This is a genomic window from Mucilaginibacter aquariorum (genome assembly GCF_024498135.1).
In the GTDB taxonomy this organism is placed as follows: Bacteria; Bacteroidota; Bacteroidia; order Sphingobacteriales; family Sphingobacteriaceae; genus Mucilaginibacter; species Mucilaginibacter aquariorum.
The window spans coordinates 391751-405432 of the sequence record NZ_JANHOH010000002.1; the positions used below are offsets into that span (position 1 = coordinate 391751).

A 13682-nucleotide genomic window follows, 5' to 3' on the forward strand; every position below is an offset into this window, starting at 1 on the left:
AGATGCTATCAATCTACTCGATTTCAGCGCTTATTCTGGCTTACCTATTTGGATCAATTCCTACTGCAGTATGGATAGGGCAGGCATTTTATAATATAGACGTACGGGAGTATGGCAGCGGTAACGCCGGTGCTACTAATACTTTTAGGGTGCTGGGCAAAAAAGCTGGTATCCCGGTAATGCTGCTCGATATTTTAAAAGGATGGACAGCCACCAACCTGGCCTATGTTATAGGGGTTACCACTACAGGGGCCTATCATTCCATAGCATTTACTAATTACGAACTGGCACTTGGCATAGCCGCAGTTATGGGGCACTTGTTCCCGGTTTTTGCAGGTTTTAGAGGGGGGAAGGGTATTGCCACGCTTTTTGGAATGATATTGGCTATAAACTTACCAGCTTCTTTACTTTGCGTATTGGTATTTATTGTAACGCTGCTAATAACCAGGTATGTATCATTAGCATCCATAATGGCAGGTTTTACATATCCCATCGGTGTAACATTTATATTTCCGGTGTATATTAAATCGGTCATAATATATGGAATGTGTATTTGCATACTGATACTGGTTACGCATCAAAAAAACATAGAACGATTATTAAAAGGTAAAGAGTCAAAAGTGAATTTATTTAAAAAGAAAACTACCTGACTTGCCATGAAAAGAATTAGACCTATGCTGGCGCTGGCCGTAATCGCCGTCGCTATTTACGCATGTTCCACCGTGCCATTAACCGGCCGTTCACAATTAAGCTTAGTAAGTGATGACCAGATAAACCCTGCGGCGGCACAAAGTTATCGCCAGTTGTTATCAGACCCCAGCACAAAAGTTATTAATAGCGGTACCGATGCCCAGCGTGTTAAACGGATAGGCAACCAGCTTGCTATTGCGATAGATAGTTATTTAAAAACTAACGGCTACGGCGATCAGTATAATTATCAATGGGAATTTAACCTGATACAAAGTAAAGAGATAAACGCCTGGTGTATGCCGGGTGGTAAAGTAGCGGTTTACAGCGGTATACTGCCTGTTACACAAACTGATGCCGGTTTAGCCACTGTTATGGGGCACGAAATTGGCCACGCTATTGCTCACCACTCTGCCGAAGCACTTTCGCAGCAAATGGCTGTACAGGCCGGCGGTGCAGCAGTTGGTGCTGCTACAGGCAACAAATCGCAAACAACACAGGCTATTATAGGCACACTTTACGGTGTAGGCGGCCAACTGGCAACATTAAAATATTCAAGGGATAAAGAGAATGAAGCCGATAGATTGGGTTTAACTTTTATGGCCATGGCCGGATATGACCCACGCCAGGCTGTTAGCTTTTGGCAACGCATGTCTGCACAAAGCCAGGGCGCCCCACCAGAATTTTTAAGTACCCACCCATCTGATGCTACCCGTATAGCCAATATTCAAAAGCTGATACCCGAGGCAATGAAATACTATAAAGGGAAATAAGAATATTAAAGATATAGTTAAGGCCATTGGGATTATTCCTGATGGCTTTTTTGTTTAATCAGATTGTCATGGTGAGCCTGTCGAACCATTTGTTGCTTTGCTAAGTCTTCGACAAGCTCAGACTGACAATTGTTAGTACCTTATATTAGAGAAAAACAAACCTTATAATTCATAGTTTTACACCCATGGCTACATCTAAATCGCGCTTTTTAACCGCTCAATGGCGCAACCTGGTAATGCTTAATTACGAAGTTGATCCCGAGATACTAAAACCTTACCTGCCCGCTGCTACAGAGATAGACCTTTGGCAAGGCAAGGCGTTGGTTAGCATGGTTGGCTTTATGTTTAAGGATACACACGTGCTGGGCATTAAATGGCCATTCCACGTAAATTTTGAAGAGGTAAACCTGCGCTTTTATGTGCGCCATTTTGATGGTAAACAATGGAAACGCGGCGCGGTATTTATAAGCGAGATAGTGCCCAAAAGCATGATCGTACTTATTGCTAATAATCTGTATAAAGAACATTACCGTTCGTTACCTATGCGGCATTCAGTAACCAAAGAGGGTGCTAACCATACCCGGTTTTTATATGAATGGAAACTTAAGGGTGTTTGGAATAAATTAGGCGCTACAGTTCGTAATAGTCTTACCCCAATAGAAGCCGGCAGCTCCGAAGAATTTATATTTGACCATTACTGGGGATACAACCGCTTAACCGATTATAAAACTATGCAATACGAGGTAGAGCATATTGCCTGGCAAATAGCCGGGGTTAAAGATTTTGTTTTTGAGGCAGATATAAAAGAATTATACGGCGACGCCTTTGTACCTTATTTAAGTGTAAAACCATTCTCTGCCTTTTGGGCAAATGGCTCTGAGATTGCCGTTAGGATTGCGGATAAGCTGCTGTTGGATCCGGTATTACCGGGGTAGGTGGTTTTGTCAGTCTGAGCCTGTCGAATTTGTCAGTCTGAGCCTGTCGAAGACCTGAACGCTTTGCAAAGTCGGCAAATGGTTCGACAAGCTCACCATGACATATTGACGGGAATAAACTTGGTGGTTTGTCAGTCCGAGCTTGTCGAATTTGTCAGTCTGAGCCTGTCGAAGACCTGAACGTTTTGCATATCGGCAAATGGTTCGACAAGCTCACCATGACACGTTGATGGGAATAAACTAAACTATTTTTTTGTTACCCCCCAATACTTCCAGGATGGCTTTTGCTTTCAATAAACATTCCTCGTACTCCTGTTCAGCATTGGCGTGGTAGGTGATAGCGCTGCCTACATGGAATGATAAATACTTTTTGGTGGAATTGTATAGCAGGGTGCGTATCACCACGTTAAAATCAAAATCATCATCGGGGCTAAAATAACCTACTGCTCCTGAGTATACTCCGCGTTTGCTCCGTTCATATTGTTCCATGAGCTGCATGGCGCTAATTTTAGGTGCCCCGGTCATGCTGCCCATCGGGAAGGTGTTTTTTACCGCCTCTACTGCAGATACATCATCGCGCAACTCGCATACCACTGTAGATACCATTTGATGTACTTGTTTAAAGCTTTGTATACTGTAAAGCTCTTCGGTTTTAACTGTGCCGGGTTTAGCGGAATGTGTTAGGTCATTCCTCACCAGGTCTACAATCATTACGTTTTCCTGTAGTTCTTTTGGGTGATTACGGAGTTCCTCAATAATGGTTTTATCAATAGCCTCATCAGCATCGCGCCTTGCTGTACCTTTGATGGGTTGAGAGATCAGTTTACTGCCTCGTTTCGCCAAAAAACGCTCGGGCGAAGCACACATAATATAGTTACCCCTCCATTTAAAAAAGGTAGAGAAGGGGGTGGGGGAAACATTGTTTAAATTTGAAAAGATAGACAGCGGGTCAATTACCGCGTCGTCCGCATAAAACTCCTGGCAAAAGTTGGTCACATAGATATCCCCGCGGATGATGTGTTGTTGAATTTTTTCTACGCTTTCTATATATTCGGGCTTGCTAAAACGCGGTTCCAGGTTAATAGCATGCTGTTGTTTGTCATGAGAGAGTTCGAGTCTCTCTATGGTCTCCCATATTTCCTCTTCATTTTCACCTATTATCTCAACCTCATTTCCATTTATGCTGATAAGTGTTTCAGGCGCGAAAAAGTAAAGGTCGGGGAAATCAAGTTGATCGGGGTTGTTAGATTGAAGGTTTTCCGTTTCGTTTTTCAGGTCGTATCCAAAAAAACCCGTTATCCAGCCGGGGTTAGCACTCCTGAAAGCCGATAGCTGCGCGTAAGCATTGCCAGCACTGGCCATTATCTCTGCCTTGGCACCAACGGCTATTATAGTGTCAAACTTGCTGTAGGGGTCGTTAAAACTATTGCTGTCGAGGTAACATAGGGTGTCGAATTGAGCAGCCCATGCGAGCGCCTTTTGTTTAAATACAGCTACGTCGGATATTTCAATAATCACACTGCAAAAATAGCTAAGAAAATATAAAAGGCCCCGATTAATCGAGGCCTTTTGAATGTTATACGTTTAAGTTTCGGTGAGGACACCGAAACCGGGGATATTTTATATTAATCCTATTGGCGGTGTCCCCACCGCCAAGCGCTATTTAGTGCAATACCAAAGTCTGTTTCCTGTCTGGTCCAACAGATAACCATTTTACGGGTACTTGTAATTCGGCTTCCAGGTATTCGATGTATGCTTGCAGTTTTGCAGGGATCTCGTTCAGTTCGGTAATACCTGTAAGGTCTTCGTTCCAGCCATCAATTTCTTTCAAAACAGGGTGGGCGTCAACCGAGCAAATATCGTAAGGCATATAATCTATCTGTTCGCCTAAGTAGTTGTAGTGGGTACACGCATAGATCTTATCAAAACCGCTAAGCACATCGGCCTTTGTCATTACCAGTTGGGTAACACCATTTAGCATAATAGCATATTTTAAGGCGGGGAGATCGATCCAGCCGGTACGGCGTGGCCTGCCTGTGGTAGCGCCAAACTCGTGGCCTATGCGGCGTAGCTCTTCGCCCATTTCATCGTTTAACTCGGTAGGGAAGGGGCCGCCACCAACACGGGTACAATAAGCTTTAAAAATACCTATTACATCGCCAATTTTGCTTGGGGCAATACCTAAACCGGTACATGCGCCTGCAGCTGTAGTATTTGATGAAGTAACAAACGGGTACGAACCAAAGTCGATATCCAGCATGGCGCCTTGTGCACCTTCGGCTAATACCTTTTTACCATCCTTAATATATTGGTTAACCAAATGTTCAGAATCAACCAGTGGGAATTGTTTAATGTACTCGATCGCTTCAAAAAATGCAGCTTCGCGTTCGCTAAAATCAGCTACTTCGCCATACATGGCCTGTAACATAGAAGTATGCTTGTCAACCAGTTTTTGGTAGCGGTCTTTAAAATCGGGCAGGGTAATATCACCAATACGTAAACCGTTACGGCCGGTTTTATCCATATAAGTTGGGCCGATACCTTTTAATGTTGAACCAATTTTGCCATCGCCCATTTTCTTTTCAGAAGCGGCATCAAGCAGTTGGTGGGTAGGAAGAATTAGGTGCGCCTTTTTAGCTATCATCAAATTCTTTTTAGCCAAAAGATCATGACCTGCATCTTTAAGCTTATCAAGCTCCTTTTTCAAGGTGATAGGGTCAATAACAACGCCGTTACCGATCAGGTTCATGGTGTTATCAAAAAATATTCCCGAAGGGATGGTATTCAAAACAAACTTTTTGCCTTCAAACTCTAAAGTGTGACCGGCATTTGGGCCGCCCTGGAAACGGGCTATCAGGTCATAACCTGCGCTAAGCACATCAACAATTTTACCTTTACCTTCGTCGCCCCACTGGAGGCCTAATAATACATCAACAGCCATTAAATGATATCTTTATCTGAAATAAGTTTTAAATGATTTTTTTGGGCACTACTGAACTCTCCTGTCGCAATAACCTTCGCGAAGTTTGGTGCAATTACCATACAGGTTTAAAGAGTGGTGCTTGATTTCGAATTTTAAAAGATCGCCCATCATACTCTGGATCTGCTGTATACGAGGGTCGCAGAACTCAACCACCTTGCCGCAATCAATACAAATAATGTGATCGTGCTGTTTGTAGCCGTATGATTTTTCGAACTGTGCCATGTTCTTGCCAAACTGGTGTTTGGTTACCAGATCGCATGATACCAGCAATTCTAAAGTATTGTAAACCGTGGCACGGCTTACGCGGTATTTCTTATTTTTCATGTGGATATATAAAGATTCCACATCAAAATGATCGCTTCTCGAGTAAATTTCTTCGAGTATGGCAAAGCGCTCGGGTGTTTTCCGGAGGCTTTTGTTTTCGAGGTAGGCCTCAAAAATCTTTTTTACCAACGCAATGGTTTCCTGTACAGGCATAATGTTAAATTAACATGGCAAAGGTATTATTTTTTTAGTTGATTGTGTTAATGTTAGTTGTTTGCGTTGAATATGTTAATAAGTCAAAACCACTCAAAGCATCAAACCACTCAACTACTTATCAGCATTAAGATGCTTTTTCTACCACCGAATCAAACCTGATAACGGATGTAATCCCTTTTACCTGGTTCAATTTTTTGATCAGATTATCTAAATGCTCGGTGTCGTTCACGTAAACCATTATCGAGCCTTCAAAAATACCGTTATCACTATCTACTGTAATAGAACGTATGTTCACCTTAAAATCGTTTGATATAACGGTGGTTAATTTATTTATCAAACCTACATCATCAATACCAGTAATACGCAAGCCGGTAAGGAAGGCCAGCTCCAGTTGTTTGGTCCACTTGGCTTTCACAATCCGATAGCCATAATTGGCCATTAGTTTGGCGGCATTAGGGCAGTTGGTACGATGGATCTTTATACCGTCGCTCACGGTTACAAAGCCAAACACATCATCGCCGGGTATGGGGTTACAGCAATTGGCCAGCTTGTAATCTATCTTTTGCAGGTCTTCACCAAATAGTAATACATCGCTATCCTTGGTTTTAATATTACGTACAAGGCTTTGTAGTTGCTCGGCCTCAATTTTATCCTGCGGCTTATTTTCAATTACTTTTTCAGATGCCTGGTACTCTTTCAGGTCCTTCATATCAATAAGGCCTTTGGCCACATTGTAAAAAAGGTCCTGCGTAGATGTTAATTTAAAGTAATAGCTCAGCTTATGTATATTCTCGGAGTTGTAAGTGATCTTTAACGATTTCATTTTACGCTCCAGGATCTCCTTACCGTCATCAGCAATCTTGCGTCTTTCTTCTTTAAGAGCCGATTTTATCTTGGCTTTTGCCTTGGCAGTTACTACAAAATTCAGCCAATCCTCTTTCGGGCTTTGTTTACTTGAGGTGATGATCTCTACCTGGTCGCCGTTTTGCAGTTTGTAACTAAGCGGTACCAGTTTATGGTTAACCTTGGCGCCTATACAGCTTGCACCTACATCGGTATGTATCTCAAAAGCAAAATCTAACGCGGTAGCATTTAGCGGTAATTGAATCAACGCACCTTTGGGGGTGAAAATGAAGATCTCATCGCTGAATAAATTCATCTTAAAATCGTCCAGGAAGTCTAAGGCGTTCGAATCAGGGTTTTTCAGCATATCCCTAACTTTCTGTACCCATTGGTCCAGGCCGCTATCGGTAGATGATTCTTTGTATTTCCAATGTGCCGCAAAACCTTTCTCAGCTATTTCGTTCATGCGTTTGGTACGTATCTGCACCTCAACCCATTGGCCACGCGGGCCCATAACCGTGGTATGCAGCGATTCGTAACCGTTTGCCTTCGGCGATGATATCCAATCGCGCAATCTGTCTGGGTTGGGTCGGTAAAGGTCTGTTACGATAGAATATGCCTTCCAGCAATCGGCTTTTTCATTCTCGGGAGTGCTATCCAATACAATCCTGATGGCAAAAAGGTCATATACTTCCTCAAAAGGAATGGCCTTCTTTTTCATCTTGTTCCAAATGGAGTGGATGGATTTTGGGCGGCCAAACAGTTCGCCGTGTACATCCTGACTTTCCAGTACTTTATTTACCGGTTCAATAAAATCACGGATAAATTTTTCACGTTCTGCCTTTTTCTCGTTAAGCTTATTTTTAATGAACTGATAGGTTTCGCGTTCCATGTATTTCATGGACAGGTCTTCCAACTCAGATTTGATAGCGTACAAACCCAGGCGGTGGGCGAGGGGGGCATACAGGTACACGGTTTCTGATGATAGCTTAAGCTGCTTATCGCGCGGCATAAACTCCATCGTACGCATGTTGTGCAGCCTGTCGGCAAGTTTTATCAATATAACCCTTACATCATCGGCAAGGGTAAGCAGCATTTTACGGAAGTTTTCGGCCTGTAAGGAGCTGTTGGTATCAAACACGCCCGATATTTTGGTTAGGCCATCAATTATTTTGGCAACCTTTTTGCCAAACTCCAGCTCAATATCTTCCAGGGTAACATCGGTATCCTCAACAACGTCATGCAATAAAGCACATACAATAGATGTAGTACCCAAACCAATCTCTTCGGCAGCTATCTGCGCAACGGCAATAGGGTGGTATATATAGGGCTCACCGCTTTTACGGCGCATATCCTTATGGCTTTCTAAAGCCATTTCAAACGCCTTGCGTATCATGCGCTTATCACCCTTTTGCAGGGTAGATTTACTTGCGCGCAGCAATGCCCGGTATCTTTTTAAGATCTCTTTTTTCTCGGCTTCCAGGTCAATCACTAAATCTTTCATGTATCAGCGTATGTTCTATACTATTATATAAACCAGCAACAATATTTATTATTGCGGTAATTATAAAATAACAAAATAAAATGCGTTAATTTTGTATCAAGTAAAAATATGAAATTTATTGTTTCTCTGTTGATGTTTTGTTGCGCGCTTGGTAGCTTAAAAGCCCAGGACGAGAAACCCGCGCCGCCCGTAATACTTGGCAAAAATGATACCATTAAGGTTTATATGACTAAGCTTGATGGCGAATTGGTGCCCTGGATTGTAGCGCCCGAAGTACGCATTGTTGATACGCGCATTTTTGCAAGCGAGAAAGACAGGTTAGATTACCTGCGTTTAAGGTATAATGTGATGAAAGTATTGCCTTACGCGCGTTTTGCGGGACAAAGGTACCGCCAATTACAACGCGAGCTTGCGCTTACAGGCGATAAAAAGAAGCAAAAAGAATTAATGAAGGCCTGCGAAAGCGAAATAAAAACCTTGTTTAATAAAGACATAAAAAATCTGACAATTAGTCAGGGCGAGATATTGATCAAATTGGTTAGCCGCGAAACCGGCGCCACCAGCTTTGCTTTAGCCAAAGAGTTAAAGGGGGGCTTTAACGCATTCCTGTTTCAATCAGTGGCCCGTTTATTTGGGCATAATTTAAAAGAAACTTACGACGCTTCCGAGCAACGTGATATTGAAACTATTTTGCATGAAGCTGGTTATGTTTCCAGTTTTAATTAAATGGATAATAACAGCATTTATCGTTTCACAGTTGAAAAACTGGATGGCGACCATATTAACATGGCCGATTACAGCAACAAAGTACTGCTTATTGTAAATATTGCTTCGCAATGTGGCTTTACCCCGCAACTGAAGGAGCTTGCTGATCTTAAAAAAGAATTCGCTGATAAAGACTTTGAGATACTTGCTTTCCCTTCAAATGACTTTGGTGGGCAAGAACCCCTTGAAGGTAATGATATAGCTGCCTTCTGCAGCAACTACGGCAACAACTTTCCCATTTTTGAAAAGATAAGGGTAAGAGGCCCGTATGCCGACCCGCTTTTTAAGTTTTTGGCTGATAAGAAAGAGAATGGCAATCTTAACTCAAAACCCCGGTGGAATTTTCATAAATACCTTGTAGACAGGAACGGCAACGTTGTCGATTTCTTTTATCCATTCACCAAACCCACATCTTCCAAGATAAGGAAAAGGATACAGCGCTTGTTGGCTGCTGTAGCTAAATAACACTTCTTTTTTATGCTTAAATTAGATATTTTAGTTTTACCCGTACACCCCGATGACGCTGAACTGGGCTGTGCAGGTACCATATTAAAACACATACAACTTGGCCACAAAGTAGGCATTGCAGACCTTACCCGTGGCGAACTTGGCACACGCGGTACCGCCGAAATACGCGATCAGGAAGCTGCTAAAGCTGCTGAAATTTTAGGGTTAACGGTTCGCGAAAACCTTGGCTTGCCCGATGGTTTCTTTACCAATACTAAAGAATACCAGTTAAAAATAGTTGAGGCCATACGCAAATATCAGCCCGAAATAGTTATCACCAATGCCTATCATGACCGCCACCCGGATCATGGCCGGGCTAATGAACTGGTAGAAGCATCTGCATTTTTATCAGGATTACGCCGTATAGAAACATGGGATAATGGTGAATTGCAGGAAGCGTGGAGGCCAAAACAGATATTGCATTTTATACAGGATAGATACATTGAGCCCGATATATTGGTAGATGTAACGGAATATTGGGATAAAAAGATAGAAAGTATTTATGCGTATGGGTCGCAGTTTCATAACCCCGAATGGAACGAGGACGAGCCTCAAACCTACATTTCATCGCCCGATTTTATAGAGCAGATACAAGGCCGCGGCCGCGAATTTGGCAAAAGTATCAACGTTAAATACGCCGAAGGCTTTACCTCGGTAAAGATATTAGGCGTTGACAACTTGTTTGATCTGAGATAGTGAGCAGTCAGGATATAACAATAAAGGCCGTTCATGTTGGACGGCCTTTATTGTTTATACTAAATCACTACGTACTCGAAGCGGTTATTCTCGATGCTTCTTTCCCTTTTAAGTTTGTTTTCTTTGGCAAGCTTTAGCAGTATACCAGATAATTCTGATGTTTTAAATTCAGAATCAAACTTTTCCTTGCAATAACTTGCAATGGAAGAGATAGAATGTGGTGTTTTAAAATAATCGCTTAATAATAGTTGGTTTAACACCTTTGTAGCGCCGGGTTTTTTACGGCCCTGTGTTTGGTAGTATTCGGCATCATTTGCGACTCTTAGTTTTCGGTTTCTATTGTTGAAAATTTCAGATCCTTCGGCCGTATCAACCCTCTCTACTTCCATTATCTCGTCCAAAAGTCTGTCAACAACTCGTACCTGTACAGCTTCAGACTGGAAAGAATTAACAACCTCGGCAATCTCTGTAAGCTGTTTTTTTAATTTTTCAATTTGTCTGTTCATTATGTTTAAGTATCCTCTATATTGATAAGATGTATGATGTATACGTATTGAGTGCGTAGTAGTTACACTTAGTTAAATAATATTATATTAACCGTGATAATTCAATTATAGTATTAGATAAATAAAAAAAGCACCTGTTTGCTGTAAAACAGGTGCTTTTATGGATATTATTACATTTTTATTATAGTTGTGGGAGTATTGTTTCAAGCATATTCATACCCTCATCAATATGTTTGTTTTCGATAATGAGTGCCGGCCTGAAGCGGATACTGCGATCACCGCATCCCAAATACATGATATTATTTTCCAATCCATAGTTAATAAAGTTATCGCGGATGGTTTTATCCGGAAAATCAAATGCGGTTAACAAGCCCTTACCGCGCACATTGCTTATGATATTATTTTTAGCTGCAATATTTTTTAAACTGGTTTGCAGGTACTCGCCCGTTTGGGCAGCTTTATCACACAGGTTATCTTCTTCAATAATCTCCATGATCTTTGACGAGCGTACCATGTCAACCAAACTACCACCCCAGGTAGAGTTTATGCGCGATGATACGTTGAAAACATTGCCTTCTATTTCATCAACCTTTTTGCCGGCCAAAATTCCGCATACCTGCATTTTCTTACCGAAAGCCAGTATATCCGGGCGGGCGTTTTCGCCAAAGTGCTGGTGCAGCCAAAATTTACCGCTAAGGCCTACGCCGGTTTGCACCTCATCATATATTAACATGGCTTCATTCTCATCTGCCAGTTGCCTTAATTGTTCTAAAAACTCCTGGCGTACATGCTTATCGCCACCTTCAGATAGTACAGGTTCAATAATAATGGCACAGATATCGTCCTTATTATCAGCAAACGCTTGTTTTATCTGCGCTATTGATTTTGCTTCACGAGCCAGCAGGTCATCAAGGTTGTTATCTGTGAGTGGGAAATGTATTTCTGGTAAGGATACTCTTGGCCAGTCAAACTTGGCAAACCATTTGGTTTTAACAGGCTGGGTATTGGTAAGGCTTAATGTATAACCCGAGCGGCCATGAAAGGCATTTTCGAAATGGATCACCTTAAAACCTTTTTCGGTGGTAATACCTTTAGCAAAGTTTTTCTGTACCTTCCAGTCCATAGCAACTTTTAGGGCGTTCTCAATGGCTAATGACCCGCCTGCAATAAAGAAAGCGTGTGGCAAATAATCGGGTATGCCTACACGGCCAAATGTTTCTACAAATTGGGCGTATTGTTCGGTGTAAATGTCAGAGTTAGAAGGGTTGGTTAACGCCGCAAGCATCAAGCTTTTTTTAAAGCCCTCATCATTCAGCATTTTGGGGTGATTATAACCTAAGGGCACAGATGCAAAACAGGTGAAAAAATCCAGTAGGGTACGGTTGTTCTTAGCATCATAAATATGAACGCCCTGGCTTTTTTCCATGTCAAAGGTAAGGTCGAAACCATCGGCCAAAATATGCTTACTTAATGCAGCCTGAACGTTCTGTGGGGTTACTTGCAATTGGTACATAAAGGTTATAATTGTTTAATACAAATCTAACAAAATGCCCTAAATAACAATGATTTAAAGGTTTTTATACCGAATAGCGAAAAAGTAACTTTAAATGAACTAAACCTATTTTTTGGACTAAAGCGCCTTTCAGTATGCGATATTTTTTGTTGTGGTTGATAAGAAAGTTGGAAATTTAACCCTGAAAAATGCGTCATTGGTACGAAGTAATCTCTTTAGGACTGGTCGGCGACACATTTAACCATTTAACCATTTCGTCATCTCTCATACTCGGTGTACGGTAACATTGGCCCGCTCAATCGCCGCGGAAAGCTTCTTCTTTTTCCTTGATGAAAAAGAAGCAAAAAATCAAGTTGGCAAAAAGGCTTCTCTGCCGCACCTGGCCTTTGCCCCGCAAACCGGGCAGAACCACGGGCTGGAATCTTTTGCCCCGCTGCGTTCGCTCATTGCCCCAGCTTCAGCAAAATTTCCTATGCCCTTGCCACGCTCAAGGCCACCATCGTTCTGCCCGTTTTCGCCCGAAGCTGTTTTGCCGACGGGGGAGGAAAAAAGAAATCCTGTCAATCCTATAAATCTGCTGAATCCCGGTCAAAATTTTTCTTTCATCCCCAGTAAACCCCAAATGCCACCGCTATGGATAGCAAGTATTTTGCTGCCCGGTGCAAAGTGATCTTTAGCTGCCAAATCATATAAAGCGTATAACATTTTGCCTGTGTAAATAGGTTCTATCAGTATGCCGGTATCCGCTACAAATTGTTTGATGAATTGGATGAGCTGAGGAGTGGTTTTGCCGTATCCACCGAAATGATAATCGGTATGCAAAACGTAATCTGCAGGGGCGGTTAAGAAACGGTCTATTTCGGCCTTCATAAACGCGCCATTTTTTAATACCGGTATGGCATTAAATTGTGTGGATAGGCTATGGGTTGTAATGCCATGGATGATACCTGCCGCGGTGGTCCCGGTTCCGCAGGCACAGAAGATATGGTGATAACTATCAGTGAGCTCGTCTACCAGTTCGCTTACGCCTTTAGCACCTTCGGGCGATGCACCACCCTCGTCAATAAAAAAGGCTCGCTCATCGTCAGCAAAAAACTTATTGAACAGGGCTTGCTTATCGCGATAGCTTTCCCTGTCGGTAAATATTAGCTGCATACCATGCAGTTTGCAAAGAAACAGGGTGTCGTTCTGCATTTCTTCGCCACGCACAATGCCGGTTGCTTTAAAGCCAAATTTAGCTGCCGCCGCGGCCGTTGCCAGTAAGTGATTAGAGTACGCCCCGCCAAAGGTTACCAGGTGGGTTTTGTTTTGCGCTTGTGCCTGCTGCAGCACATATTTAAGTTTACGCCATTTATTGCCCGATATAACGGGATGTATCAGGTCATCGCGCTTTATAAATACCTGCAGCCCTTTATCATCAAACAGCTTATTATTTATCTGCTGAACGGGGCTATATATTTCAAGGCTGATATTCACTTAGCAAACTTATA

General features: G+C 42.3%; 14 protein-coding genes. 6 read left to right on the forward strand and 8 right to left on the reverse strand.

Annotation, left to right across the window (positions count from 1 at the left end; genetic code table 11):
* Positions 1–2 precede the first annotated feature (2 nt).
* From plsY to NPE20_RS12750, 3 genes are all read left to right on the forward strand, one after another.
* Entirely contained in the window at positions 3–650 is a 648-nt protein-coding gene (gene plsY, locus NPE20_RS12740) for a glycerol-3-phosphate 1-O-acyltransferase PlsY (protein WP_256539042.1), read from the forward strand.
* Between the two features lie 6 nt (positions 651–656).
* A complete protein-coding gene (locus NPE20_RS12745) occupies positions 657–1460 on the forward strand; it encodes a M48 family metallopeptidase (protein WP_256539043.1) in 804 nt (267 codons plus the stop codon).
* 185 nt (positions 1461–1645) lie between these two features.
* Positions 1646–2395, forward strand: coding sequence for a YqjF family protein (locus NPE20_RS12750; RefSeq protein ID WP_256539044.1), 750 nt, complete (start codon positions 1646–1648; stop codon positions 2393–2395).
* Between the two features lie 240 nt (positions 2396–2635).
* Here NPE20_RS12750 and NPE20_RS12755 read toward each other — a convergent pair whose 3' ends face one another.
* The 4 genes from NPE20_RS12755 to NPE20_RS12770 form a co-directional block, all read right to left on the reverse strand.
* A complete protein-coding gene (locus NPE20_RS12755; RefSeq protein ID WP_256539045.1) occupies positions 2636–3913 on the reverse strand; it encodes an anthranilate synthase component I family protein in 1278 nt (425 codons plus the stop codon).
* A gap of 145 nt (positions 3914–4058) precedes the next feature.
* Positions 4059–5336: an adenylosuccinate synthase gene (locus NPE20_RS12760; RefSeq protein WP_256539046.1), complete on the reverse strand. Its 1278-nt coding sequence runs from the start codon at positions 5334–5336 to the stop codon at positions 4059–4061.
* 48 nt (positions 5337–5384) lie between these two features.
* Positions 5385–5855 carry a Fur family transcriptional regulator gene (locus tag NPE20_RS12765; protein WP_256539047.1) on the reverse strand — a complete coding sequence of 157 codons (471 nt, stop codon included), beginning with the start codon at positions 5853–5855 and terminating at the stop codon, positions 5385–5387.
* Between the two features lie 127 nt (positions 5856–5982).
* Entirely contained in the window at positions 5983–8205 is a 2223-nt protein-coding gene (locus NPE20_RS12770; RefSeq protein ID WP_256539048.1) for a RelA/SpoT family protein, read from the reverse strand.
* A gap of 108 nt (positions 8206–8313) precedes the next feature.
* On the opposite strand from NPE20_RS12770, the gene NPE20_RS12775 reads away from it, so the two are divergent.
* The 3 genes from NPE20_RS12775 to bshB1 are packed head-to-tail and all read left to right on the forward strand — an operon-like array spanning position 8314 to position 10173.
* A complete protein-coding gene (locus NPE20_RS12775; RefSeq protein ID WP_256539049.1) occupies positions 8314–8931 on the forward strand; it encodes a DUF4294 domain-containing protein in 618 nt (205 codons plus the stop codon).
* Positions 8932–9435 carry a glutathione peroxidase gene (locus tag NPE20_RS12780; RefSeq protein WP_256539050.1) on the forward strand — a complete coding sequence of 168 codons (504 nt, stop codon included), beginning with the start codon at positions 8932–8934 and terminating at the stop codon, positions 9433–9435. It abuts the gene before it with no gap.
* Positions 9436–9447: 12 nt separating this feature from the next.
* The gene (bshB1, locus tag NPE20_RS12785; RefSeq protein ID WP_256539051.1) at positions 9448–10173 is read left to right on the forward strand and encodes a bacillithiol biosynthesis deacetylase BshB1; all 726 of its coding nucleotides are present in this window, start codon (positions 9448–9450) and stop codon (positions 10171–10173) included.
* A 59-nt stretch (positions 10174–10232) separates the two neighbouring features.
* Here the strand turns inward: bshB1 and NPE20_RS12790 are convergent, their stop codons facing one another.
* The 4 genes from NPE20_RS12790 to NPE20_RS12805 all read right to left on the reverse strand — a co-directional run bounded on the left by NPE20_RS12790 (position 10233) and on the right by NPE20_RS12805 (position 13668).
* Entirely contained in the window at positions 10233–10679 is a 447-nt protein-coding gene (locus NPE20_RS12790; RefSeq protein WP_256539052.1) for a hypothetical protein, read from the reverse strand.
* A 181-nt stretch (positions 10680–10860) separates the two neighbouring features.
* Positions 10861–12192 (reverse strand): L-lysine 6-transaminase, encoded by a 1332-nt coding sequence (gene lat / locus NPE20_RS12795; RefSeq protein WP_256539053.1) that lies wholly within the window; start codon positions 12190–12192, stop codon positions 10861–10863.
* Between the two features lie 348 nt (positions 12193–12540).
* The gene (locus NPE20_RS12800) at positions 12541–12756 is read right to left on the reverse strand and encodes a hypothetical protein (protein ID WP_256539054.1); all 216 of its coding nucleotides are present in this window, start codon (positions 12754–12756) and stop codon (positions 12541–12543) included.
* A gap of 24 nt (positions 12757–12780) precedes the next feature.
* Positions 12781–13668 carry a 1-aminocyclopropane-1-carboxylate deaminase/D-cysteine desulfhydrase gene (locus NPE20_RS12805; protein WP_354003245.1) on the reverse strand — a complete coding sequence of 296 codons (888 nt, stop codon included), beginning with the start codon at positions 13666–13668 and terminating at the stop codon, positions 12781–12783.
* Positions 13669–13682: the final 14 nt, after the last annotated feature.